Origin of the sequence: Streptomyces sp. NPDC019443 (genome assembly GCF_044389785.1) — a bacterium.
Lineage (GTDB): Bacteria > Actinomycetota > Actinomycetes > Streptomycetales > Streptomycetaceae > Streptomyces.
Genome location: NZ_JBIRYJ010000033.1, coordinates 1 through 23,225, shown reverse-complemented (window position 1 = coordinate 23,225; position 23,225 = coordinate 1). Strand labels below are relative to the sequence as shown.

Annotated in this window: 23 protein-coding genes and 3 pseudogenes; 16 read left to right on the top strand and 10 right to left on the bottom strand. The window is 67.8% G+C overall.

Going from position 1 to position 23,225, the window contains the following annotated elements; all coding sequences use genetic code 11:
• Positions 1 to 119: 119 nt before the first annotated feature.
• Both ACH492_RS39305 and ACH492_RS39300 read left to right on the top strand, forming a co-directional pair.
• Positions 120 to 368 (top strand): hypothetical protein, encoded by a 249-nt coding sequence (locus ACH492_RS39305; RefSeq protein ID WP_398994143.1) that lies wholly within the window; start codon positions 120 to 122, stop codon positions 366 to 368.
• Positions 369 to 437: 69 nt separating this feature from the next.
• Positions 438 to 1,235 carry a hypothetical protein gene (locus tag ACH492_RS39300; protein WP_398994141.1) on the top strand — a complete coding sequence of 266 codons (798 nt, stop codon included), beginning with the start codon at positions 438 to 440 and terminating at the stop codon, positions 1,233 to 1,235.
• Between the two features lie 149 nt (positions 1,236 to 1,384).
• Here ACH492_RS39300 and ACH492_RS39295 read toward each other — a convergent pair whose 3' ends face one another.
• A complete protein-coding gene (locus tag ACH492_RS39295; protein WP_398994139.1) occupies positions 1,385 to 2,503 on the bottom strand; it encodes an ATP synthase F0 subunit B in 1,119 nt (372 codons plus the stop codon).
• Between the two features lie 202 nt (positions 2,504 to 2,705).
• Between ACH492_RS39295 and ACH492_RS39290 the strand changes: the two genes are divergently transcribed.
• From ACH492_RS39290 to ACH492_RS39260, 7 genes are all read left to right on the top strand, one after another.
• Positions 2,706 to 2,936 carry a hypothetical protein gene (locus ACH492_RS39290; protein ID WP_398994137.1) on the top strand — a complete coding sequence of 77 codons (231 nt, stop codon included), beginning with the start codon at positions 2,706 to 2,708 and terminating at the stop codon, positions 2,934 to 2,936.
• A gap of 180 nt (positions 2,937 to 3,116) precedes the next feature.
• Positions 3,117 to 3,818 carry a hypothetical protein gene (locus ACH492_RS39285; protein ID WP_398994135.1) on the top strand — a complete coding sequence of 234 codons (702 nt, stop codon included), beginning with the start codon at positions 3,117 to 3,119 and terminating at the stop codon, positions 3,816 to 3,818.
• A 2,058-nt stretch (positions 3,819 to 5,876) separates the two neighbouring features.
• The gene (locus ACH492_RS39280) at positions 5,877 to 6,065 is read left to right on the top strand and encodes a hypothetical protein (protein ID WP_398994133.1); all 189 of its coding nucleotides are present in this window, start codon (positions 5,877 to 5,879) and stop codon (positions 6,063 to 6,065) included.
• A gap of 44 nt (positions 6,066 to 6,109) precedes the next feature.
• The gene (locus ACH492_RS39275; protein ID WP_398994131.1) at positions 6,110 to 6,367 is read left to right on the top strand and encodes a hypothetical protein; all 258 of its coding nucleotides are present in this window, start codon (positions 6,110 to 6,112) and stop codon (positions 6,365 to 6,367) included.
• Positions 6,368 to 6,558: 191 nt separating this feature from the next.
• Positions 6,559 to 7,554, top strand: coding sequence for a hypothetical protein (locus ACH492_RS39270; protein WP_398994129.1), 996 nt, complete (start codon positions 6,559 to 6,561; stop codon positions 7,552 to 7,554).
• Positions 7,541 to 7,987 (top strand): hypothetical protein, encoded by a 447-nt coding sequence (locus ACH492_RS39265; protein ID WP_398994127.1) that lies wholly within the window; start codon positions 7,541 to 7,543, stop codon positions 7,985 to 7,987. The genes ACH492_RS39270 and ACH492_RS39265 overlap by 14 nt, the downstream gene beginning before the upstream one ends.
• A 342-nt stretch (positions 7,988 to 8,329) precedes the next feature.
• Positions 8,330 to 9,334: an NAD(P)H-dependent glycerol-3-phosphate dehydrogenase gene (locus tag ACH492_RS39260; RefSeq protein ID WP_398994125.1), complete on the top strand. Its 1,005-nt coding sequence runs from the start codon at positions 8,330 to 8,332 to the stop codon at positions 9,332 to 9,334.
• A gap of 432 nt (positions 9,335 to 9,766) precedes the next feature.
• Here the strand turns inward: ACH492_RS39260 and ACH492_RS39255 are convergent, their stop codons facing one another.
• From ACH492_RS39255 to ACH492_RS39245, 3 genes are all read right to left on the bottom strand, one after another.
• Positions 9,767 to 10,618 (bottom strand): SDR family NAD(P)-dependent oxidoreductase, encoded by an 852-nt coding sequence (locus ACH492_RS39255; RefSeq protein WP_398994123.1) that lies wholly within the window; start codon positions 10,616 to 10,618, stop codon positions 9,767 to 9,769.
• Positions 10,619 to 10,660: 42 nt separating this feature from the next.
• The gene (locus ACH492_RS39250) at positions 10,661 to 11,557 is read right to left on the bottom strand and encodes an RNA polymerase sigma-70 factor (RefSeq protein WP_398994164.1); all 897 of its coding nucleotides are present in this window, start codon (positions 11,555 to 11,557) and stop codon (positions 10,661 to 10,663) included.
• Positions 11,558 to 11,649: 92 nt separating this feature from the next.
• Positions 11,650 to 12,858: an NAD(P)/FAD-dependent oxidoreductase gene (locus tag ACH492_RS39245; protein WP_398994121.1), complete on the bottom strand. Its 1,209-nt coding sequence runs from the start codon at positions 12,856 to 12,858 to the stop codon at positions 11,650 to 11,652.
• A 701-nt stretch (positions 12,859 to 13,559) separates the two neighbouring features.
• Here ACH492_RS39245 and ACH492_RS39240 point away from each other — a divergent pair.
• Both ACH492_RS39240 and ACH492_RS39235 read left to right on the top strand, forming a co-directional pair.
• On the top strand, positions 13,560 to 13,892 hold the full coding sequence (locus ACH492_RS39240) for a type II toxin-antitoxin system PemK/MazF family toxin (RefSeq protein ID WP_398994119.1): 333 nt from the start codon (positions 13,560 to 13,562) through the stop codon (positions 13,890 to 13,892).
• 454 nt (positions 13,893 to 14,346) lie between these two features.
• Complete coding sequence (locus tag ACH492_RS39235; RefSeq protein ID WP_398994117.1) at positions 14,347 to 14,610, top strand: NAD(P)H-dependent glycerol-3-phosphate dehydrogenase; 264 nt, start codon at positions 14,347 to 14,349, stop codon at positions 14,608 to 14,610.
• A gap of 161 nt (positions 14,611 to 14,771) precedes the next feature.
• Here ACH492_RS39235 and ACH492_RS39230 read toward each other — a convergent pair whose 3' ends face one another.
• Positions 14,772 to 15,302: a DUF6300 family protein gene (locus tag ACH492_RS39230; protein ID WP_398994162.1), complete on the bottom strand. Its 531-nt coding sequence runs from the start codon at positions 15,300 to 15,302 to the stop codon at positions 14,772 to 14,774.
• 285 nt (positions 15,303 to 15,587) lie between these two features.
• On the opposite strand from ACH492_RS39230, the gene ACH492_RS39225 reads away from it, so the two are divergent.
• Positions 15,588 to 16,550 (top strand): RNA polymerase subunit sigma-70, encoded by a 963-nt coding sequence (locus ACH492_RS39225; protein ID WP_398994115.1) that lies wholly within the window; start codon positions 15,588 to 15,590, stop codon positions 16,548 to 16,550.
• Between the two features lie 67 nt (positions 16,551 to 16,617).
• On the opposite strand, the gene ACH492_RS39220 is transcribed toward ACH492_RS39225, so the two are convergent.
• A complete protein-coding gene (locus ACH492_RS39220) occupies positions 16,618 to 16,830 on the bottom strand; it encodes an SgcJ/EcaC family oxidoreductase (protein WP_398994161.1) in 213 nt (70 codons plus the stop codon).
• A gap of 145 nt (positions 16,831 to 16,975) precedes the next feature.
• Here ACH492_RS39220 and ACH492_RS39215 point away from each other — a divergent pair, with 145 nt between their 5' ends.
• Positions 16,976 to 17,317 (top strand): hypothetical protein, encoded by a 342-nt coding sequence (locus tag ACH492_RS39215; protein WP_398994113.1) that lies wholly within the window; start codon positions 16,976 to 16,978, stop codon positions 17,315 to 17,317.
• Between the two features lie 366 nt (positions 17,318 to 17,683).
• On the opposite strand, the pseudogene ACH492_RS39210 reads toward ACH492_RS39215, so the two are convergent.
• Positions 17,684 to 18,004, bottom strand: a pseudogene (locus ACH492_RS39210) (ATP-binding protein); the annotation flags it as partial.
• Positions 18,005 to 18,081: 77 nt separating this feature from the next.
• Between ACH492_RS39210 and ACH492_RS39205 the strand changes: the two are divergent.
• Together ACH492_RS39205 and ACH492_RS39200 are read left to right on the top strand one after the other, a co-directional pair.
• Positions 18,082 to 19,361, top strand: a pseudogene (locus ACH492_RS39205) (IS701 family transposase).
• Between the two features lie 223 nt (positions 19,362 to 19,584).
• Positions 19,585 to 20,706 (top strand): IS30 family transposase, encoded by a 1,122-nt coding sequence (locus ACH492_RS39200; protein ID WP_398994159.1) that lies wholly within the window; start codon positions 19,585 to 19,587, stop codon positions 20,704 to 20,706.
• Here the strand turns inward: ACH492_RS39200 and ACH492_RS39195 are convergent, their stop codons facing one another.
• On the bottom strand, positions 20,707 to 21,222 hold the full coding sequence (locus tag ACH492_RS39195) for an ATP-binding protein (RefSeq protein ID WP_398994111.1): 516 nt from the start codon (positions 21,220 to 21,222) through the stop codon (positions 20,707 to 20,709).
• Positions 21,215 to 22,006, bottom strand: coding sequence for a Mu transposase domain-containing protein (locus ACH492_RS39190; RefSeq protein ID WP_398994109.1), 792 nt, complete (start codon positions 22,004 to 22,006; stop codon positions 21,215 to 21,217). The genes ACH492_RS39195 and ACH492_RS39190 overlap by 8 nt, the downstream gene beginning before the upstream one ends.
• Positions 22,007 to 22,137: 131 nt before the next feature.
• On the opposite strand from ACH492_RS39190, the gene ACH492_RS39185 reads away from it, so the two are divergent.
• Positions 22,138 to 22,686 carry a hypothetical protein gene (locus ACH492_RS39185; RefSeq protein ID WP_398994107.1) on the top strand — a complete coding sequence of 183 codons (549 nt, stop codon included), beginning with the start codon at positions 22,138 to 22,140 and terminating at the stop codon, positions 22,684 to 22,686.
• A gap of 312 nt (positions 22,687 to 22,998) precedes the next feature.
• On the opposite strand, the pseudogene ACH492_RS39180 reads toward ACH492_RS39185, so the two are convergent.
• A pseudogene (locus ACH492_RS39180) lies at positions 22,999 to 23,225 on the bottom strand (IS630 family transposase); the annotation flags it as partial.

Genomic DNA, 23,225 nt, shown 5'->3' with positions numbered 1-23,225 from the left:
TCACAGCCTTCCGCCGGTGGCCCCGTACGGGGGCACCCGAGCAACACTGCCCTGCAGCGCCTCGTATGCTCACGCTCCGGCTCCGCAACGGCGGTGGGCCAGGCAAAAGGGGCGGGGCGATGTTGGACGGGATAGAGCTGTGGCTGCGCAAGGCCGGTGGACGTCTGCTGATGGGCGTGCTCACAACGGGATATGCGTTGGCTCGTGAGCGGTGGTGGCTGCCGTTGCGCGTGTTGGCCCTCCTCGTCGGCATCGGGCTGGTGTTGGAGTGCGGGGTCGAGACATGGAAGCTGATCCGCAGTCGGGAATCGGCCAAGACGGCGTTGGATCGCCTGGAGGCATCCCAGCGTTGGGAAAGCGTGCCGTGAAGACCAGGCAGCGGTGACGTAAGACGTGGAAGAGCTAGCCGATCCAGGAGCGAGAAGCGGGGAAGCGCCGTGGCGAAGCTGCGCGTGACAGTGTGCCTACCGGCGGAGGCCGCGGACGATCCCCAGGCCGCATTGACCGCCGCCCTGGCTCCGTTCGACATGGACTCCGACAACCCCGTAGACCGTGGCATGTGGGACCACTGGACGATCCTGGGCGGCAGCGACGGCACCGGGTTCGCGGTCACCCCGGGCCACTGGGACGATCCCCGGCTCATCCACGACATGCCCGGCTGGGAGGGAACGCCCCTGCTGAGCGCGCCGGGGGTCTGCGCAGGCGGGCCGCGCGGCCTGCTCGACTTCACCCGCCCCATGACTGCCGCCGAGCGGGCACGCGGAGCGTCCTGGGACCTGTGGCAGGAACTGTCCGCCACACATCCCCCTGCGGTGCCCCTGTCAGACTTCCTGGACCGCTGGGAGACCGATCCGCAGGCGTTCCTCGGCGATAAGTACGGGGATGCGATGTTCGCCGCCTACCGCGAACAGCCTTTGATCAAGGCGTACTTGGATCATCCGTTCAGCCTCGGCCTGGGTGAGCTGTACTTTCCGAACCCAACCGAGCACCCGGTGATCGCGTTCGAGGGAGACCGGGCGGATTATCTCCGCCCGGCAGCCGATCAGGACTGGTGGCACCGGGACGTGCTCACCGTCGACGGCTGGTGGATCGAGCCCAGCGGGCACACAGTCCACGGCGCCTGCGACCCGCAAGAGTGCCCTCACACCGCCCCGGCCGTCGGGCCGGAGACCGAGCAGTACCTGCACTCGCTGCCGGAGGACACCCTCCTGATACGGCTCCGCTGCCACTGCTGAACCGAATCACGGCCCTTCCGGAACGGAGAGAAGCGACGAAATGCGCTCACAGGGCGCCAGTTCGCGTCGGCAGGGGCAATCGATGCTCGCCGTGTCGTCAGCGTGACGGATGAGGGCCGTCACGGGATGGCGCAGAGAGTCGATCGCTCTCATGAAGCGGATGAGCTAGGCGATCGCGTCGGGCTCGCGGACGGAGCGGTACGGCCGCATGCACCAGCCGGGGCTTGGGTTCCGGAGGGAGTGGGGGTCGCCGAAGCGCTACGAGTTGAGGAACCACTGGCAGTCGAGGAGGAATCCTCGGAGGGTGTGGCGGAGTCGTCCGTGGACCAGGTGGGGGAGGGATCCTCGGCCCAGGTGGGGGAGGGCCAGTAGAACGGCCGACTGGTGATGATCATCTGCGGTTCGTGAGCGACTGCCGCCTGTGCCGTGGTCCCGCCGGGCTGGAGAGTGGCCCGAGGGGGGAGCGGCGCGACAGAGTGGGCGCGGGTGGGCCGACAGGAGTTGGAAAGCTGCCCGGTGAGGGAGTCCGCAGCCAGCGTGATGGCCAGCCCCATCCCGGCCACTCCCACTCCGGCCGCCGCAAACAGAGGGCGCCACGCTTGGCGAGGAGGTAAGAGACCCGCGCCCCACCGCGAGGACGTCCTGTCAGTGTCAGCGCGCGCAGGGACGGGCAGCTCCTCGGCGTCCTGCAGTGCCCGTAATTGCAGCCGCTCGGCCTCCGCCTGCGCCCGCTGCAGCAGCTCGTCGGCATCATGCTGAGCCTGGGTGCGCAAGCGCTCCGCATCAACCTTCGCGCTGGCACGTATAAGGGCGGCTTCCTCGTGCGTAGTTGCGCGGACCTCCTCGGCTTCCCTAAGGGCCTGGTCGACCATGTCCTGCACGGTGGCGCGCACGCGCGCCCACGGGGCGTGGGCCTGCCGCTGCAGGAACTTCACGTGCTGCCACCGGCCGCGCCATTGGTCCACGAGCTCCGGGCGGGCCCCGGAGGCGGCCGGGGTGTCCGGCAGGGGAGGCTGCGGGGTGCTGACCACCCGGACGAATTCCAGCAATGCCTCCAGGGAGGGAAATCGCTTGCCGGACAGCACCTCGTTGAGCCCGGCCTTCGTCAGCCTCGGCCGGTCGGACGCCTTGACGAGGGTGGCGTAGGACGCAGCGCCGTACGCGATGTGGAGGCGGTTCAGCTCAATGGTGAACTCGCGCCATGCTTCCTCGTACGCGGCGACGGCGGCCGCGTCGTCCGGCTCCACCTGGGGATTGCTGTATGTCACCGGATCACACTCCCTGTTGCGAATTGCCACGTTAGAGGGTCCGGTGTCTGAACGTCCGCGGATTGGGTCGAACGATCCTGAACGCCTTGGGCCGTTCAGCATTGCGCCGGTTCACACAGGCCGGTGACCTGCGGCGTCCGGGTCTATGCGGGGCTGTACAGATCACTAGGTGCCCGGGGGTGTGCGGCGGTCTGCTGGAGGCATGGCTGACATCGACACAACCTCCCCAATGCCCGATCCCGAACTGCCCCCCGCCCCCAGGGGTACAGCGCTGCCGCCCGAGCCGACGCGGCACCAAGTACTTGACGTGGTGGTCCTGGTCGCCCTGCTGGCCGTATGCGCCGGGGTATACCGCGCCGTCGGGAACGCCGGCTTCTCCGTGATCATCGGCGCAGTCGCCGGCCTGTATGGCACTTGGCGCATCCGGCGCTGATCGGGCAGGGGGGGCGGATCCGTGCGTCGCCGCTGTGGCGCCGAAGGTTTCGTCAGTCGGCGTTGCCTTGGCACGGTGAGCCGAAACGCTTACCGGGCCTCTGCGAGGTCAACCAGCTGATGCATCAATGCTGGCGGCAGCGCCGGATTGGCCGCGGCGGCGAACGCACTGTCCGGCAGCGTGAGCCGCCGCATCAGCTCCCCGGCGGGGAGCCTCGGGTCACGCACCGCCCAGCCTCCCACATCCGGATCGTCCGCCAGCCGCAGCGGTCGGCGGAGGAGACGCTGCGCGAGGCTCGCGCGGAGTCCGAGAAGGGTACTGGCCGAGGCCAAGGAGTCGGCGGCCAAGCAGCTGGCGTCCGCCGAGTCCCTCAATGAGCAGCGCACCCGTACCGCCAAGGTCGAGATCGCCCGGCTGGTCGGCGTTGCCACCACCGAGGCCGAGGCGGAGGCGGACCGGCTGCGGGCCGAGGCCCATGAGACAGCCGAGGAGCTCAAGGGCGCCGTGAAGGACTACACCAAGGAGTACCGCGCCAAGACCGTCGAGCTGCAGGAGGAGGCGCGCCAGCTGCGCGGCGAGGCCGAGCAGCTGCACACCGAGGCGGAGTCGCGTCTGGCCGCCGCCGAGCAGCTCGCCGAGCGGACCGTCGCGGACGCCATCACCGAGGCGGACCGACTGCGCGCCGAGACCGCGGAGTTGTACGCCCAGCAACCGCCGCCGCTACCGGCCTCGTGGGTCCGTACCGATGCCTCGGACGCGCTCGCCTCCACCGAGCAGGACGCTTGGCGCGCCCGCACCGAGGCAATGACCGACGAGGAGCGTGCGCAGCTGGGCAAGCTGTTCTCGCGGGGCCGAGGTCCGTCGCCGCGTAAACAGCCCTGAACTGACCCTGCCGTACATGCTGAGGGGCCCCCGCCGTGGCGGGGGCCCTTCGCTGTCTTGACTACCAGCACTTCGCCGAGGGCAAGACCCAACAAGCGGCCACGAATATCGGCAGGCCCCAAGGCCGTTGCGTCCCGCACGGAGCGATGCGCCGTACCTGTGAGGCAACGGCGACTACACCGAGTGGTCCGCCTCACCTCCATATTTGGCCACGGCCAGCCTCAGCGTCCGCGTGCCGTTCTTGAGGCGGCCGGGCCAGTGGTGTCACCGCGGGTGCAGGTGTACTCAGCCGTGGTCTACCTCGTAACCGTACTGGTCGACGGTGGGATCGCGGTACCAGTCCTTATGCCCGCAATATGCATTCGACTTCCCCCCCACGTTCACCCAAGGGCCGTCAGACCACACGTATGCAGGCTGGTTGAGCGTTATCCAGCCGTAGCACCGGAGGGTGGCCCGAAAGTATCCGCTTCCCGAGCTACATGTCGCGTAGGTGTGGTAACTGTCCACCTTCACCGCCTTGCAACTGGCGGCGTCAGCGTGCGCGGGAGTGGTCGGCACGACCAGGGCAGCGGTGAGCGAGGCGGTGGCTGCCGCCATGGTCGCGAGGTGCTTGAACCTGCTCTTCACATTTGGCTCCTAGATGGATCGCTACGCATTGACGCGAAGGCGATGGACACGACTCGTCTTGATAGGCGCTGACCGACATCCACGCTTGAGGTTCCGTCATGGACTACAGGAGTCCCCTGCCCCAATGCGTCAGAGACTGCCTGAGTATGAGGACGCAGCACCATCTCTTTCCGCCCTGGTAAAGAGACGCCGGTCAGGACGGCTGCGATGTCGGCGAAGGCGAGGAAGTCGCGTCCCCCCGGACACCGACCCATGTACTTCATGGTCCGACTCCTGTCAGGTCCTGTGGCTTCCTCGCGCGGCGCGTCGCCGTACAACATGACGACGAACGGGACACAGCCAGATCGACAGCTCCACAGAGTTTTCTCCGGGACAAGCTGGCCCTCGTGGCGCGGTACGCGAGCGCCGGGAACACGACGTACTACCCGCTGGGTGAGACGGTGCCGGTCCACAAGGCGATGGGCAACGATGGGGCACCGGCCGCAATTCAGGTCGGTGACCCATCGTTAAGAGCTTGTGCTGGTTGAAGAATCGGCAGTCGGCGCGGGCGACGGAGGCCGGCGGCGCGGAGGTTGTCCAGCCGTCACCGAGGCTCTTGACGAGACCGTCAGCTTGAGAGGACCCGAATGTCGTCGATCGACATGTTGGCTGGTTGGCCGACGCCCCAGAATCCGGCGAAGGCGGTGACTGTGGTGTGGTCACCGGAGTTGAAGGAGACGCTGATCTGCCCGTAGCAGTCGGGCGTGGTCCGACGGGCACCATGCGGGTGCGGGTCCGAAGTGGCGTTCGACGGGCTGCGAGACGCCGGGGAGCCGGACTCCGAAGAATGCTGTGTTGACGTTGGTCGAGGTGCGGAAGAACCCGGTGATCACGTAGTTGGTGTGGGGGGCGTACCGGGATGGGCTGGGACAGTGCGTTCCACACCCGGTCCCCCGGGGAGCTGAGGACGGCGAACTTGTCGCCGGAGTTGGCAGAGCCGGGGACGGAGGCAATGGTCTTGAAGTCGGGACCGTCCCTGTTCCAGGGCTGGGAGACGGTGGCGGTGCGCTGCTGCTCGAATCCGCCGTCCTGGAGAGGGTTGCGGTACAGCAGCACGTCCACGTTCCAGGATCCGTAGTTGTCCCAGTCCTGGTCATCGCACGGATGACGCCGAGTACGAGGGGGCCCTTGACCGCCTCGGAACGTACCGCGCGTTTCTCGAACACGTGCCCTGTGGGTGGCAGCCGGCTCTGTCGCCGACCGCGCCCCCGGTGGAGGACCGCAATGTCTGAACACCGTGCCGACGGGGTCGCGGTTTCGCAGACGACCGTGAGGCGCGGTGAGCTGCCGCGCCGCAACCCGCAGCACGCCTGTAGCGGGACGCCTGCGAAGCTGCCCGTTCCCGATGCCGACGTACCTCAGTCGGGAGCAGGGGCAGGACGCCTGATCACGGTGACAGAGAAGAGGCGGCTGCCGCGGGTGCGGTTCGCCATGAGGCACCCGGTCAAGACGCTGCGCCGCAACCACCGCAAGTCAATCCGTCACAGCGGCTTCGGACTTCTGCAACTCACGATCATCGGCGCCTTCGTCGTCACTGTCGTGAGCTGGCTCACCGTTCAGTACGTCTCGCACGTCCCCTGAAGCCGGTCATCGCCCCGCAGCTGGACCCCCGTCGTTGCGCGGAGATGACCCACCAACTGGATCCCGCTCCGATCAGGCCGCGGCCTTCGTCCACGCTGGCGGCGGCCACCACCCCACTCGCCCTGCACAGCGATGAGAGGCCACCACTCGTGCCTGCCGCCTTCGGAAGCATCCGGGCAGAGCTGTACGCCCCCGATTACTTCAAGTTTGGCTCTCCGCTCGCCATCCCGGTGAAGAAGGCGGTCACCGTCGCCACGATCGTCGGCCTGGATGCTGAGATGGCGGCCGGAGGCGTGCGATAGGATCGCGGCGTCGGCGCACCCTGATCCTGGATGCGGTCGCCGAGGGGCGGATCACGACCCACGCCCTGACCGGAGAACTCGTACAGGTAGTCCGGCCGGACGGCAGCACCGGGCCCTGGCACCCGGGCCTCGACCAGCAGGCACTGTTCGGGGCGAAGACGGCACTTCGTGACGCGGCATTCACACTGGTCGTGGGTCTTTCGATGATGCGCGACTCGGAGATCCACGAGATCCTGCGGGAGCCCGTCGTCGAGCACTACAGCACTCCCGCCATCTCCTCCACGAAGATCAAGGGCACCACCAACCGCGCCGGCAAACACTGGTGGATCGCTGAACCCCTCGTGGAAGCCCTCGAAGTTGCCGAGGCCGTCTCTCTGCACCCCGAACGTGTCTTCTCGCCCGTCCACGCCACCAAGCAGGACGGCACCCTCGATGGTGTCGACATGCTGGCGTCGTTCGTGACCTTCGTGAACGCCGCCCGGAACTGGACCGGGCTCGACAAGATCCCCACCACATACATCCGCCCGCACATGTTCCGCAGAACGATGGCGATGCTCACCGACCAGTTCCCCAACTCCGAGACCGCCACCGGCATCCAGCTCAAGCACCTCGCCAAGAGGGCCCTGGCCAACGCCACCACCCGCGGCTACGCCGCCTCCGACACCGAGTGGGCCAAATACCTCGAAGACGCCCTCGACAACGTCAAGTTCCGCAAGATCAAGGACCTATACGAGCGCCACACCGCTGGCGAGGAAATCGGGTTCGGCCCCGGCGCCGAACGCGTCAAAGACGCCTTCGACCAGATCAACGCCACCGTCAAGGCCCGCAACGGGGACGCCCGCACCAGCGACACCCTGCTACGAACCACCAGAATCCACACTCGGTTCGGCATGCTCAACAACTGCACCGCCGATCACACCAACCCCGTCGGCGCTGTCTGCCTCGAGAACGCGATCGTCCCGGAAGGCCACACGGGCCCCCTCGATGAGCGCTGCCGGCCCGACCGATGCGCCAACAGCATGATCGGCCCCGAGCACCTGCCGATCTACGACTCCCACCAGCGCACACAGCTCGAACTCATCAACAGCCCCGCCACCCCGGCCTGCCGCCGGGACCTCGCTGAACGTGAACTCGACATCACCCGCAACGTGCTCAAGATGGCGGGAGGGGCCCGTGACGAGCCCTGACTCCGCCCCCGAAGACCAGGTCAGCCCCAAGACCGCCGCCGCACTCCGGGCCGCGATGACCCGACTCTTCGAAGGGCGTCCGCAACGGACCGACGGCCGCCTGACGAAAGAGAACCTCTACAAAGAAGCCCAGGTCAGCCGCGCGACGATGAACCGCGCACACGCTGTCCTGGCCGAATGGGACGCGCATCTCGCAGCCCACGGCAGCGTCACCCCCGGTGAGGCCAAACGCGACGTGGCGATCGCAGACCTCAAGCGGCGTCTGACGGCGAAGACCCAGGAATGCACGCTACTGGAGAAGAAGCTCAAGGCCGCCCACACCGCGATCGCTGCCCTCTTCCACGACAACGAAGCCCTGCGCCAACAGCTCGACAAGGACACATCTGCCACCGTCACGCCCCTCCGCCCGCGCGGTCCTCGCCAACCACGCTGAGATCGATCCAGGCTGAGGGAGAGAGCCCGCCGAGCTCCTTGCGGGTCCGGTGGATGAACTCGCGCACGTAGTCCTTGGCCCTGCTGGAATGGACGCGGGCGAGGATGTCCACGCTGCGATGTCCGAGTTTCGCGGCCGTGGTCGAGTCTTCCGAACGCCGTAGTGTTCACGTCGTCCTTGAGCGGGTCGAATGCGTGGCGTATATGTCGACGACGGGGAAAGTCCGACGTCAAGTGTCGGCGTACAACTGAACGTCCCCAGCCGCGTACGACTCTTTCGTGTACCGGTGCCGGCCCTGACGTGCACGTCGTACCAGCAGCGTGATCAGAGGGAGGCCGGTCGGTGACGACCCGATTCGCCGTGTTCGGCGCTGGCTCCTGGGGCACGGCGTTCGCCGTGGTCTTGGCCGACGCGGGATGCGAGGTCTCCCTGTGGGGGCGACGCTCCGAGCTGGTCGACGCCATCAACACCACTGGCACCAACCCGGAGTACTTCCCAGGCGTCGAACTCCCGACGGGGATCACGGCGACGACCGATCCGGCGAAGGCCGCGTCGGGCGCCGACTTCGTGGTGCTCGTGCCCCCCTCGCAGACGCTGCGCGCCAATCTCAGCGCCTGGACGCCTGCGATCGCCCCGACCACGGCGCTGGTCAGCCTCATGAAGGGCGTCGAACTCGGGACCGCCAAGTTGATGAGCGAGGTCATCGCCGACGTCACAGGTGCGGGCCCGGAGCGCATCGCCGTTGTGTCGGGGCCCAATCTGGCCGGTGAGATCGTCCGGCGACAGCCTGCGGCCAGCGTCGTAGCCTGCAAGGACGAATCCGTCGCCATGCGGCTCCAAGCCGCCTGTCACACCAGCTTCTTCCGCCCGTACACCAGCAGCGACGTGATCGGCTGCGAGCTCGGCGGCGCCGTGAAGAACGTCATCGCCTTGGCCGTTGGCATTGCTGACGGCATGGGCCTCGGCGACAACACCAAGGCAACACTAGTCACCCGGGGCCTCGCCGAGACCACCCGCCTCGGCGAGGCGATGGGCGCCGACCCACGCACCTTCGCGGGTCTGGCCGGCATGGGCGACCTCTTCGCCACCTGTTCCTCACCCCTGTCACGCAACAACACCTTCGGCGCCAACCTCGGCCGCGGAATGACGCTGCAGGAGACCATCGCCGCAACAAAGCAGACTGCGGAGGGCGTGAAATCCTGTCTGTCCGTGCTTGACCTCGCGCACCGCCACGGTGTCGACATGCCCATCACCAACACGGTCGTCGACATCGTCCACAGCGGGAAACCCCCTCAGGCAGCCGTCAAGGAACTCATGTCGCGTTCAGCGAAGCCTGAGCGGCACTGACTCATCCTCAGCCTCCACGCTAGAAGGTGTTGAGATCTTGAACCCACGCGCCCTGACCAGCCTGCGGCAGCCGGGTTGCAGCCTTCAACGAGCTTCTGCACGGAATCCCCGCACCGGTCCTCGCCGACCTCGTCGGCTGCAACCCGCGATTCGCCGCGGAACGCGCCTCGGTCCTCGCGACCGACTGGGCCAACTACGCCGCCGTCCGAGCCCGCTTGTCGCCCGCACATCCGTGACATCCAGAGGCATATGAGCACGTCAAATATGGGATGGCACCGGTTCCGCGATCCCCGGTCCCGCATTGTCGAGGGGGATCGGCCCGGACCGGGGCGGGGACGCTCCGGCAGGGGATCTGCGCCTGGGCCACCCGACCTCGGGCTGTTAGCCTGCGGTATCTGTCTTCGCGTGTCTGCCCACGCGCTCCTACAAGTCCTACGAGTTCGGGGAGTATGTGTTGGCAAGGGCGGCAACCCGGTCGTCTCTGGTTGTTTGATCCACGGAATCATCCTGGAGGTCAATGCCGCCGGCCAGCCAGCCGCCATCGATGGTGAACACGCTGCCGGTGATGAACGACGCGCTATCACTGGCCAGGAACGCGACCAGGTTGGCGACCTCCTCGCTGCGCCCCGGTCGGCGCAGTGGAAATCGGCTATCGACGTCGAGTTCCTCGCCCATCTTCCGCATGAGATCGTTGCTGGCGATGTACCCCGGGCAGATGGTGTTGACCCGGATACCGACCGGCCCCAGCTCCAGGGCAGCCGACTTGACCAAACCGATCACACCGTGCTTCGACGCCGAGTACGCCGATGACATCCGAACACCGGTGATCCCGGCCGCCGACGAGGTGACCACAACCGAGCCACCACCCACGTCGTGCATCGCCCGACCCGCCGCCTGCAGACCGAGCAGTACACCGCGCAGGTTCACCGCCATCGTGCGGTCCCACTCCTCCAACGGGTACTCCAGAACACCGGCCCAGTGCCCCGTTCCAGCGTTGAGATGTGCGATATGTACGGCGCCGTAACGGGCAACCGTCTCGCGGACCATCGCATCGTTGTCCTCCGGCGATGCCACGTCGACCCGCAGCCCGAACGCCTCGCCACCAGCAGCCGCGATCTTCTCGGCCGTCCGCTCAACACGCTCGACGTTACGTCCGGCGCAGCACACCCGCGCTCCCAGGGCCGCCAGCGTTGCCGCAGTCGCCGCGCCGATACCGGACCCCGCCCCGGTCACGACCGCCACCTTCCCGGCCAGCGAAACCGTTCCTTGCTCCGTCATAGTCATCAATTGCTTCCTTTCCTGATCCGAGATCGAGTCCGTTGGTGTTCAGTGAAGAGTGAGCGCGGTCGCGGATGTGACGTGGGACAGTTTCTCGGGGTTGCGGACGTAGTAGAGGCCGGTGATGCGGGCGTTCTCGACACTGATCGCCATGACGCCGTCGATCTCGCCGTCCAGGCGGACGAGCAGTGCCGGGTTGCCGTTGATCACGGTCGGTTCGGTGGTGATCGTTCCTTCGACCTTGCCGATGCCGCCGGCGAACATACGGGCCACTCGCTCGGCGCCGGTGACCGGCCGCAGCGCGGCGTGTTTGATGCCGCCGCCGTCGCTCATCAGGACGACCTCGGGGGCGAGTACATCGAGGAGGGCCTGCGGGTCCCCGGTTTCGACGGCGCGCTGGAACGACATCAGGACCGCCTGGCTTTCGTTGGAGGAGACCACCTGGCGGGGGCGGCGGGCATCGACGTGCCGGCGGGCGCGGTGGGCGATCTGGCGGACGGCCGCAGGGCTCTTGTCGACGGCGGCCGCGATCTCGTCGTAACTGATGTCGAAGACCTCGCGCAGTACGAAGACAGCACGCTCGGTCGGTGACAGCGTCTCGAGGACGAGCATCAGCGCCATCGACACGCTCTCGGCGAGCTCGACGTCCTCGGCCACGTCCGGCGCGGTGAGCAGCGGCTCGGGCAGCCAGGGGCCGACGTATGCCTCCCGGCGGCGCTTCATGGTGCGCAGCCGGTTGAGCGCCTGGCGAGTGGTGATCCGGACCAGGAAGGCGCGCTGGTCGCGCACCTGCCCCCGGTCGGCCTTGACCCATTGCAGCCAGGTCTCCTGGAGGACGTCTTCGGCGTCGGCGGCCGATCCGAGTACCTCGTAGGCGACGGTGAAGAGCAGGTTGCGGTGGTCGAGGAACGCCTCGGTCGCCGGGTCGGTGGCGTCGTCGCTCAACTCTCGTCCCTTCTCCTCGTCCTTCGTGGTCGGCCGTGGTGGCCGACCACGTTCGCGTGCGTCCACAGCACGAGCCTCGCAGCACGCACCGGTCAGGCTGCCCGGTCGGCGGCGGCCGGTGCCTCGGCGCGGTGGGCGCGCAGCAGCTGCCGACGCTTGGCGACACCGCCCGGCATGCGGTGCAGGCTGAACGAACCGGGCTTGTGCGCCTCTCCCGCCAGGTGCTTGGGGATGCCCTTGCAGACCATTTCCTTGATCCTGGCGCCCAGGCCATCGTCGATGTGCAGCCACACCGCAACGTCGGACCTGTTGGCGAACTGGTAGATGCCCGCGCTTCGGCCCAGGCTGATGCACTGGGCGTACATCGACTGGTGGAGGTTCTCCGGCTGCTCACCGGCGAGTCGGCTGAGCACGGTGTCGGCGGCCCGCGCGCCCAGCGGCGACGCGTTCAGGCAGCTCATCCGCAACGGCAGGCCGGACGGCGCCGCCGAGTCCCCGGCCGCGAGGATGCGCGCGTCGTCCACGCTCGTCAGCGTCTCGTCCGTGAGCAGGCGGCCCACGGCGTCGGTGCTCAGCCCACTGCGCGCGGCCAGGTCGGGAACGCCGAAGCCGACGGTCCAGACGGTGACCTCGCTCGGCAGCTCACGGCCGTCGGCGAGCCGCACGGCGTCGCGGGTCACCGCCGTCACCTTCGCGTCGGAGCCGTCGATGACCGTCACACTGAGCTTGGCCAGCCGCTTCGCAACCGAGCGCCGGCCCCGCGTGTGCAGGTACGGGCCGAGAACTCCGCCGCAGACCAGGGTCACCCGGCGGCCCTGTTCCGCCAGTTCGGCGGCGGTCTCGATGCCGGTGGGACCGGCGCCGACCACCGTCACCGGGGCCGTCGCGGGCGTGGCGTCGAGGACCGCACGCAGCCGCTGTGCCTCCTCCAGGGTGGCGATCGGGTAGGCGAACTCAGCCGCGCCGGGCACGCTCGGTTCCGCGCTGCCGCTGCCCACGGCGTAGATCAGGTAGTCGTAGTCGAGCGTGGCGTCGGCCGCCAGCGTCACGCTGCGCGCGGCCGCGTCGATCCGCGTCACGGTGTCGACCACCAGCCGAACCCGCTCGGCCAGGACGTCCTGGTAGGCGACGACCGCGTCGTGGGACCCGCCCACCAGCTGGTGCAGGCGGACCCGGTGGACAAGATCCGGGCGCGGGTTGATCAGCGTCACGGTCACGTCGTTGCGCAGCGTCAGCCGATTCGCGGCCATCACGCCCGCGTATCCGCCACCGATCACGACCACATGCGTGTTCCCAGTCATGGTGCCTCCTCCGTTTCCGGGTGTTCGGCCATAAGTCACCGCACCATCGGTCGCTGTGACAGGGTGTGAATCAGATCACCTCACTGGGCTCGGCGGGAGCTGTGACCGCATTGGCTCGCCAGAGTGGGTCAGGCCGCGCTTTCGAGAGGGCGTCCCAGCAGCGCGGCAACTCCCAGCGGCAGAGGCCGACCAGGTAGATCGCGAACGGGGGCTGCCAGGAGTGGTTGCCCAGCCCCGGCGGCCAGCGGGTAGGCGTCCCCCGGCGATCGTCGCGGTGGTGCGCCCGCCCATCTCCCGGTCCCGCGCACTGCTCTGGTAGGCGGCGAGCAGCGCGGTGGTCGAGCAGGTGAACGCTGCCGCCGCCCCGTAGGTCGCGAGCTCGACCGTGAGCGGGACGCGTGGTCCGAACTGGTCCGCAGCAGCCCGCGCACGAAGTCCCGCGCCCGAAGCCGTGGTTCGACCCGCGCAAACCTCGCCGCTATCCGGCCCATCAGACCCTCGAACGCCTCCTGCCACCGGGCAGGGTCTACGCTGTGACCTGCGGCCACCGCATGATCTTCGTTTGTCCACACAGCTCACGATGATCACGCCACAGCCGTCGTCTCACCGGCCCTGACCAGCCAACATTTGGCAATCTGTGGCTGGAGTAGGCGGCGGCCGAAGGGGCGACGCAGGCGCGCCGTCCCGTGTCAGGAGGACACATGCGACGTGGCGAAGTCTGGTGGGCAGATTTCGACGAGCGGAGGGCAGTCGTACTGCTGTCGGGAGAAGAGGCGTCCGGCTTCTTGGCGATGCAGGTCGTCGCTCCCGCGGGCACCGATCTCAGCGGCGTGGCCGTTGAGGTGGCAGTAGGTGCCCCCGAAGGACTGCCTCTCGAAGGCGTCCTGAGAGTCGCACTTCCACGTCCCGACCTCATCCCTTGCACTTGGCTGGTCACCCTGACCAGGGAAGATCTGATCGGGCGTGCGGGCGTCCTGCCGTCCGCGAAGCTCGGCGAGATCGAGGATGCCCTTCGCCTCGGTGGACTTGAGTAGGCGGAGAAGGACGGACGCCGCCGATGGCGCGGCCGATCTCGTCCAGATGGTCAACGGTGACCGCGCCTCTCCCTCCGAGTCGCGGCCGGCTCGGCTGCTGGGCAACGTACGCCACCGCCGGCACGGGGATCTCCCCGGCGTCCGCCGGGAACCGGGCCCCCACCTCGAAGAATCTCAGCAACAGCGCGAACCCTAGCTGGTGCGCTGTATCTACCCAATCGAGTCGTCGAGAGGAGCCAGGGACGGCGACGCCCCGCCGGTACGGGGACGAGCGGGTCTTTTAGCGATCGTCCAGGGGGCGTTGACCAGGCGTCGGGGCCGAGACGGGCGCACCTCACGCATAGTGTCGGCCAAGACGTCTCAGCCGCCATTTCGCCACCGCCCCCCGGCAGGCTCTCGCCAACACCGCTGACCTCCAGGCCAATCACGTGGCCGGCGCCAAGCCACATGTCTCATGAGACACGCTGAGCGCGAAGAACGCACCTTCGGCGAACACCTCGGCCAGGGCATGACCGTGGCCGAAGCAACCGCCGCGACCAGCCAGACAGCAGAAGGCGTCAAGTCGTCCCAGTCGATCCTGGAAGTCGCCCAACAGCACGGGGTGGAGATGCCCATCACCGAAGTCGTCGTCGCCGTCATCCAGGGAACGGTCACCGTCGCCGAGGCCGCCGCCATGCTGATGGCACGGTCCCCCAAGCCCGAGCAGTACGGCACCTGATCACCCCGCGCCGCTAGGAGGTCATTCCCTTCCCGAAGGGTGAATCAGAGCCTGATGGTTGCCTGGCAGGTGACGTCCGTGACGGGAATGCGTGGGGAGGCAATGGGGAAGATGCTTGACCGCAGGCGTGGGACCCTGCACGTGCGCTTCGCCATCGACAATCAGCCGTCTGAGTCGTGACGCGGCGGCTCGTCTGTCAGGCGCCGGATGAGGTCCATAAGGCGTTGTTCGGCTTCCGGACTCAGTGGGCCAGGTGGCTGCGGGACTTGGTCGCGCAGTTCGGCGGCAGTTGGGTCCTGGGCGGCCAGGCCCTCGGCGGTGGCTGCTCCGAAGCGCCGGATGACTTCCTGAAGCCGGGCTCGCTGTTCGGGGGTAGCGTTGGTGAGCTGGGCGCGGAGGGTGTCGCGGATCTCCTGGAGGCGATCCACGTCCGCGATGTTCCCGGGGATCTCCTGAGTCATCAGCACCCGGATGCTTGTCTCGTCCGGGGTAGGGCGGGCAGGCTCACTGTGCTCGTCGTCCGGCTCGCGGGCGATCCAGCTCCAGCCGTGCTCGGCCATGCCTTCCCTGGTCCATGCCATCAGCAGGTCCGCGCCCTCGTGGACGCGTGACATGTCGTGACCGCCGCCAGTGGCGAACCAGCGCAGCAGTGCGCCGGCTGCCGGTTTCTCGGTGTCGCAGGAGGAACACAGTTCCAGGTGGATCGGAATGCCGTTGGGTGCGGTTCGTTTCGAGTGAAGCTCGCGATCAATCGGTGAGGTCGTAATCCTGCTGGTCGGGGTGGGTAGAGGCGCGGGTGCTCATGGGCGGCGTGGAAGCGCTCGGTTCCTCACGTACCCGCCTGCTCCGCGCAGGACGCGGCGAGAGCACAGCGCCCGCCGCGACCGATGTTCCCGGCAGCAGAACGGCTGCAACCGGCCCCGTGAGGCGGCTACCGTAGGGGCGGATGAGCCGACCGGAAGGGCGGCAGCGCGGGGATGACGTCGACGGGGGACTTCGAGACCTTGGTGCAGCGGTACCGGCCGGAGCTGCTGGCGCACTGCTACCGGATGCTCGGCTCGGTCCACGACGCCGAGGAACTCGTGCAGGAGACGTGTCTGCGGGCGTGGCGCGCGCGGGACCGTTACGACCCGTCGCGTGCCTCCCTGCGGACCTGGCTGTACCGGATCGCCACGAATGCGTGTCTGACCGCGCTGGACGGGCTCGGCCGCCACCCCATGCCCTCGGGTCTGGTCACCGAGAGCGAACCGCTGCGCCCGCTCGTCCACGGCGGGGAGGCAACCTGGTTGCAACCACTCCCGGATAGCCTGCTCGGCCTGGGCGCCCCGGCCACCGCGGCGATCGACAGGGGCAGCCTGCGGCTGGCCTTCGTCGCAGCACTGCAATTGCTGTCACCGAGAGAGCGCGCCGTCCTGATCCTGCGCGCCGTGCTCGACTACCCGGCGGCGGAGGCAGCGGACATCCTGGAGACCTCGGTCGCGGCCGTGAACAGCTCGCTGCAGCGGGCTCGCGCCCGGATCCGGGCCGCGGGAGTGCTGCAGGAGCAGGTCGCTGAGCCTTCCGACGCAGAGCAACGGTCGTGGGTGGACCGGTACATGGCGGCCTTCGTCCGGGCGGACATCCAAGGGCTGCTGCAGGTCGTGACCGAGGACGTCCTCATTGAGATGCCGCCCATGGTCAACTGGTTCACCGGCCGGGAGAACTACGCGAGCTTCATGGGCTGGGTGTTCGCCAAGGCCGGCAAGGCCTGGCGGTTGCTGCCGGTGCGGGCCAACGGGCAGGCCGGCTTCGCCGCCTATCGGCGCGGGGACGCCGGCGTGTTCGAGCTGCACACCCTGCAGGTGTTCACGGTCACGGCTGGCGGCATCAGCCGTGTCTCGGTCTTCCAGGACGCCGACGTGTTCGCCGCCTTCGGCTTGGCGCAGAAGGTCGACGGCTGATCCGCCCGCACCTGTCGGGCGGGCCCGCCCGACAGGTGCGGGCGGACCCGGGAGGACTGACTCTGGATCAGCTAGCGGACCTGACCGGGCTGTTGTGGTAGGCGGCGATCAGCCAGGCGTCGTCGCGCTTCTCCAACACCCAGGTCGCGTACACGATCCGGTCGGCGGGAACCTCGGACTCGCCGGGGAAGAGGATGCCGGCCTCGCTCACGACGATCGCGCCGTCGCGACCCAGGAACCGGATCCCCAGCTGCCGGTTGGTCGTCGTGGTGCCCTTCAGGAAGGAGGCGAACCTGATGCCGATCTCGAATTTTCCTCAAAGGTGCTCTTGATCCCCAGTTGGTTCGCGGAGCGAACCAACTGGGGATGGTCAGTGAGCGTCAGGGGCTGGTCCTGGTGTCAGACCCATGGGTGAAGATCGGGTCATGCTGCAAGCGAGAGACGAACGCGGTCGTCTGGTGAAGAAGCCCAAGCCATCAGTGCTGAGTGAAATGGTGGCCAATTTGGGCCGGGGTAATGCCTTCGTGATCGTCGAGCGAGTTGACGACGAGGCAGATGGCGATTGGTATGTGCAAGTTTGGTTGAGGGACGACAACACCTATCAACTGGAGTTCCGGGACGGGACTGCAGCTGAGCACTATCAGACCCGGACGATCTCCCAGGAGAAGGTGATCGACGCGCTGACCGGGTGGGCTGGCGGTCCGCCGGGGTGGAAGGACGCCTTCATGTGGAACAACATCGGCAGCTTGTTCCAGAACGCCGACTGACCCTGTCGTCACCTGGTCCGACAAGGTCAGGGGCTTGCGCGAGCTCAGCTGCGACGCATGGGGATGACGCCGGGACTGGCTGCGGGGATGGTGGGTCTTGCAGCTTCCGGGGTCGCCAGTAGAGCGACGATGGTGACCGGCTTGTCGCAATGCGGGCAGTTGCGGATGGAGGTCGGAGTGAGAGGTGCGGAGGCAGGCGTCAGCGGTGTGATCGCTTCGGTTTCTGTTGTGGCAATAACCTCGTCGCGTTCCCGCCGCCGACGGCGGGCTGCTTCTGCTTTGCAGCGGGGCGAGCAGTAGGTATGTCGGGCGGCTGCCTTGGGGGTGACGTGGAACTGGGTCCAGCAGATCGGGCAGTCTCGGAGTTCAGCCAGCACGTCCAGTCACTCCTTTGCGGAGGTTGTCGGAGTGGGCCTGATGTGAGCGGAGGCGGTAGGACGGGCCGTCGATGCCGACCACCGCGGCCCGGTGCAGGAGGCGGTCCAGCATCGCGGCAGCGACGGTGGCGTCACCGAAGGCACCGGCCCAGTCGGCGATGCCGACGTTGGTTGTGAGGATCGTGCTCGACTTCAGATACCGCTGGTTGATCACCTGGAACAGGGCTGAGGCGCCGTCGCCCGGCAGTGGGAGATAGCCGAGTTCATCGATCACCAGCAAGCGTGGGCCGGCGAAGAACCGCATGATGGTCGCCCAGCGTCCCCTTAGGTTCTAGTAGGACTCCGTTAGGTCTTCCTGTCGGGCCTGTTCGGGAGCATGTTGGGTGTGTGGACGCACACCAAGTGAACCGTGTTCGGGCGACGTTGGCGTTATTCGTGGCTGACGTATTCGCGTCGGTGCCGCGCAAGGACCAGCGGCCAAGGGCGACTGCTATCTGCGGGGACTGATGCTGGACGGTCGCCGCAAGTCGATCCAGGCGATGGCCTCGCGGCTGCCGGACGGCAACGAGCAGAATCTGCAGCAGTTCGTGAACCAGTCCACCTGGGATCCGGTGCCGGTGCAACGGCGGATCTGCGAACGAATGCTGCCGCAGATCGTCCCGACGGCCTGGGTGATCGACGATGTGTCGGTGCCCAAGGACGGCCGGATGTCGGTCGCCGTTGCCCCGCAATACTGCGGGGCCCTGGGCAAGCAGGCCAACTGCCAGGTCGCGGTCAGCGTCCACGCCGCAACCGACACCGCCTCCTGCCCGTTGCAATGGCGCCTGTTCCTGCCCAAGGACTGGGCGTCCGACACCGACCGCCGCGCCACGACCCGTATCCCGCCCGATGTCACACACCGCGAGAAGTGGCGACTGGCCCTGGACATGCTGGACACCCTTGCCTCCTGGGGCCTGACGCCGCCGGTCATCGTCGCCGACGCCGCCTACGGCACCAACGCGCACCTACGGGCCGCCCTGTCCGACCGCGGACTCGCCTACGTGCTCGCCGTCCGCGCGGATGTCACCGCCCAGCCGTTTGATGCGAAACCCGTCGCCCCGGACCGCAACGGACCGGTCGGCTGCTGGCCCCAGCCCCGCTACCGGCAGCCCGCACCGTCGGTGGCAGCCCTGGCCGCCGGCCTCGGACAGGAGGCATTCACCCCCCTCACCTGGCGGCACGGCTCACGAGGGGAGTTATGCTCCCGCTTCGCCGCCGTGCGTGTACGCCCCGCAGGCAAAGCAGTCGAACGCCCTGTCAAGGCCGCCGCCTCAGCCGAACAGGGCTGGTGGGACGGGGTCCTGCCCGACTGCTGGCTGCTGATCGAATGGCCCGTCGGCGCCGAGGCGCCGACCGATTACTGGCTGTCCAACCTGCCGGCCGACACTCCGATCGCCGACTTGGTCCGTCTGGCCAAGGTCCGCTGGCGCATCGAGCACGACTATCGCGAACTCAAACACGGCCTGGGCCTGGACCACTTCGAGGGGCGTTCCTGGCCGGGCTGGCACCACCACGTCACCCTCGTGACCGCCGCCCATGCCTTCCTCACCGAACAGCGCCTGGCCCCAAAAGTGCCCGGACCGCTCTCACCCTCTACCAAGTCCTCGACGCCCTCCAGGACGTCCTGAGGTGCTGGACCGGCATCTGCACCACCTGCCACCAACCCCTGCCCGCCAGAACACACACCACGCCAAGATCGAGAACGACCTAACGGAGTCCTACTAGTGGTCGTCGCAACACCCCAGTTCAGGGGATGCGATGGACTTCGAGATCCGCGAGGAACGGAAGCCGCAGGGACCGCGGAAGCTCGCCAAGGAGCGCGAGGCATACTTCCGGCTCATGCGGCAGGGTGTGAGCGGCCGGGAGGCATGCCGGATCCTCGGGATCAACCGGCGAACCGGCCAGCGATGGAGCAACGGGCGCCATGCGTCCGGCAACAACAAGGCGGCACCACCGATTCGTGCGGTGGTGCCGCTTTCTGCGCCGTCGCGGTACCTGTCTGAAGCCGATCGGATCCACATCGCCGACCGGCTGCTGGAGAGGGCCCCGGTCCGCGCGATCGCCGCCGAGCTGGGCCGCAGCCCCTCCACGGTCAGCCGGGAGATCCGCCGCAACCGGCATCCCGTCAACGGGCAGTACCGGCCCTATGCGGCCCAGGCCCGTGCCGATGCCCGCCGGCCGCGCCCCAAGCCCGGGAAGATCGGCCGGAATCCCGAGCTGCGGGACTTTGTCCAGGACCGCCTTGACCAGCGGTGGAGTCCGGAGCAGATCTGCCAGGCTCTACGGGCCCAGTTCCCCCAGCGCACGGAGATGCACGTGGTCCACGAGACGGTCTACCAGGCCCTCTACGTCCAGGGCCGAGGGGAGCTCCGCCGCGAGCTGGCCAAAGCCCTGCGGTCGGGACGCACTCGCCGCAAACCACACCGGCAGGCCGCCTGCCGCCAGCCACGCTTCACCCACCCCATGGTCATGATCAGCGAACGCCCCGCCGAGGCGGACGACCGGGCGGTACCCGGTCACTGGGAGGGCGACCTGATCATCGGCAAAGACGGCGCCTCGGCCATCGGCACCCTGGTCGAACGCGCCACCCGCTACGTGATGCTCCTGCACCTGCCCGACGGCCGCACCGCCGAACACGTCCGAGACGCCCTCGTGGACACCGTCCAGACCCTGCCCGGCCACCTGGTCCGCTCGCTGACCTGGGACCAGGGCTCCGAGATGGCCGCCCATCACGCCTTCACCGTCGCCACCGACATCCCGGTCTACCTCTGCGACCCGGCCAGCCCCTGGCAACGCGGCTCCAACGAGAACACCAACGGCCTGCTTCGGCAGTACTTCCCCAAGGGAACCGACCTCGCCACCCACACCCGCGACCACCTCGATGCCGTCGCCGCCGAACTCAACAGCCGCCCACGCAAAACGCTCGGCTGGGAAACCCCAGCCGAGCGCCTGCATAAACTGCTCGCGGCCTGATCAACACGACCACGTGTTGCGACGATCCCTAGAAACCGCCCCCTCGAGGGCGGCCTTGTGGCACTTGGCCGCCAGTTCGGCGGCGGTTGTGAAGTAGACGCGGTGGCCGGCGTCGACTGCGGAGCGGGCGAGAGCGACGGCCAGCATCGTCTTGCCGACGCCGGGTGGACCGACTAGCAGAACGTTGGAGGCGTTGTCGAGGAACCGCAAGGTGGCCAGATCGCGAATGAGCTTCTCGTCGACGCCGGGCTGGGCGGCGAAGTCGAAATCGTTCAACGTCCATGGTTCTGGCAGGCAGGCGAAGCGCAACCGGGAGGAGAGTTTGCGGGCTTCTGTCGCCTCGACTTCGATCTCCAGCAGTTTTTCCAGGGCCGTGGTCAGCGTCATCCGCTCGGCTCGCGCCTGATCCAGAACCCGGGGCAGAGCTTCGGCGGCGTCGTTGAGTTTCAGATAGGACAGGTGGCCTCGCAGCTGCTGGTATCGGCGTGCCTCGCTCATCGGCATGGGGTCACTCACTCTCACGCTCCTGATCCTCGTGGGTGGGGGCCTGCCGCAGCCGGTCGGCGACGGCGGCGTAGTGGGACAGGTCGATCACGACCCGGTTCGCGACGTCCGATGTGGGCCGGCCGCGAAGCTTTTCGGCTTCCGCCTGGGCCGCGGCCGACGGCGGTCGGCGGACTTTGGTGCGGCAGGGCGCTTTGTCGGAGAATGAGGCCAGCACCGCACGTTCGAGGGCGATGACGTGTCCGGAATCGCGGATGGTTTGCCCGGCCCCGTCCGGTGCCCGGCGGTGCTGGGCGACGACGGCGCGTCCGGCTGTGACCACATGCAGGTCGTCTTCTCCCAGCCGGACGCGGACGGTGACTTGGGCGCCGGTCAGCCCCGGCGGAACGGAGTAGTAGTTCCCGGCGAAGGACACCAGCCCTTGCGGGCTGACAATGCGGGTCTGTTCCAGCTCGGCGGGGAACGGCCTGACCGGCAGTTCGAGCAGCGGCTCGGCCTCGGCGAGTGCGCCGACAGTGGTCGACGATCCGTCGATCTTGCGTTTGCGGCTGTCCATCTGAACGGCCAGTTTGTCGACGCCGTTCTGGCCAGCATCGATGCTGATTCCATCCGGGACGGTTCGCCACCAGCGTTGTGCCGCTGAGTGGTTGGCCTTCTCCACCACACCCTTGCGGTTGCCGCGACGCGGAGGGCAGATATCAACGCCGGCCCCGTAGTACTTCGCGACGGCAGCGAAGGTCGGCAGGATGCGTCCGGTCGGCGGGTGGCAGACGGTGGACATCTGTCGAACCGCCACCTGCGGGCGGTCCCGCCCAGGCGCCGCAGCACCAAATCGAGGGCCTGGACCAGATGCGGAAACGTCTCGGCCTCGGCGAGCACGGCTCGCCACCGCCCCGAGTGAGACAGGGCACCGACAAGAAGGTGCGCGTGTGCGCCGACACCCCACTCCGCGGGTGGGTCCGGCAGTTCGACCCAGTCGAACTGGATCTCCTCGCCCGGAGGATGCGCGATGATCGCCACGTCTCTGCCACTGGAGGCCCGGCACGGTTCGCAGTGCGGACGCGCCTGATACCGCCGCAGGGCCCGCGTGAAAATGGAATAGCCACCCGCATAACCGAGTTCGACGACCTCCTCGAAGAGCGTCGACGCCCACAAGTGTGGGTCGTCGCTGAGCCGTTGGCGGCAGTACTCCAAGAAGGGCATGAACGCGTCCGGCGACTGACGCCGATATCCCGAGACCCGTTCGCCGTTCAGATAAGCGCGGATCGTCTTGCGATCGTGGCCCAGATGCCGGGCAATCGCGGAGATCGACCAGCCCTGACGACGCAGCGCGTGAGCATCCACGTCTTCCTCCCAGGTGAGCATCCAGGCCCCTCGAACAGGCCGAATCCGTCGCGCACCGAGGCTGTCCGCACCAAGACCGGGGCATCCAGACACGCCGAGGAAGATCACGCAATAGGTGGGGAGATCAACTGAGCAGGTTTGGCCAACTCAAGAGCAGCACCTGAGGAGATTCAAAGAGCGCCATCAGCCCTCGGCACCGGAGCCGTGAGCATCCTCGCCGTCTGGGTGGAACGGCACCTCTGACCCCCTGCGCTGCCCGTCCGGCCCCACTGCCCCCGGCGGGGCCGGACGCTCTTCCCGACGCCAAGCAACTGCGCGCCCGGCAACCCGGACTCAGAACATGTCCGCCTTGGAGACGTCAGCCGGTACCGTCCGCGGCGTGCGTCGGCTGCTGCTGCGGCAGGACTCGTGGGGCAGATCCAGCGTTGACTAGTGCTGGATTCCTCAAAGGCAGTACACATAGCGGCGGCGTAAGCGGCGGGTGGGTGGTGCGGGTCTGCCCCAGATCCACGGTCTGGCACGGGTGTTGAGCTGGGCAGTTGCCAGTTGAGTGGCTTGGTCGATCTCGGGTGGTCCGGCGAAGGACTGGGCAGCGAGGGCGGCCTTGCGGAACATGCGCCACCAGCCTTCCTGCAGGTTGAGCCAGCAGGCGCCGATGGAAGACGTGCCGG

Coding starts and splice junctions, on each gene's coding strand:
- ACH492_RS39305 (WP_398994143.1), top strand. CDS start 120: ATGTTGGACGGGATAGAGCTGTGGCTGCGCAAGGCCGGTGGACGTCTG.
- ACH492_RS39290 (WP_398994137.1), top strand. CDS start 2,706: ATGGCTGACATCGACACAACCTCCCCAATGCCCGATCCCGAACTGCCC.
- ACH492_RS39275 (WP_398994131.1), top strand. CDS start 6,110: ATGACCCACCAACTGGATCCCGCTCCGATCAGGCCGCGGCCTTCGTCC.
- ACH492_RS39255 (WP_398994123.1), bottom strand. CDS start 10,618: ATGACTATGACGGAGCAAGGAACGGTTTCGCTGGCCGGGAAGGTGGCG.
- ACH492_RS39245 (WP_398994121.1), bottom strand. CDS start 12,858: ATGACTGGGAACACGCATGTGGTCGTGATCGGTGGCGGATACGCGGGC.
- ACH492_RS39240 (WP_398994119.1), top strand. CDS start 13,560: ATGCGACGTGGCGAAGTCTGGTGGGCAGATTTCGACGAGCGGAGGGCA.
- ACH492_RS39235 (WP_398994117.1), top strand. CDS start 14,347: ATGAGACACGCTGAGCGCGAAGAACGCACCTTCGGCGAACACCTCGGC.
- ACH492_RS39225 (WP_398994115.1), top strand. CDS start 15,588: ATGACGTCGACGGGGGACTTCGAGACCTTGGTGCAGCGGTACCGGCCG.
- ACH492_RS39215 (WP_398994113.1), top strand. CDS start 16,976: ATGCTGCAAGCGAGAGACGAACGCGGTCGTCTGGTGAAGAAGCCCAAG.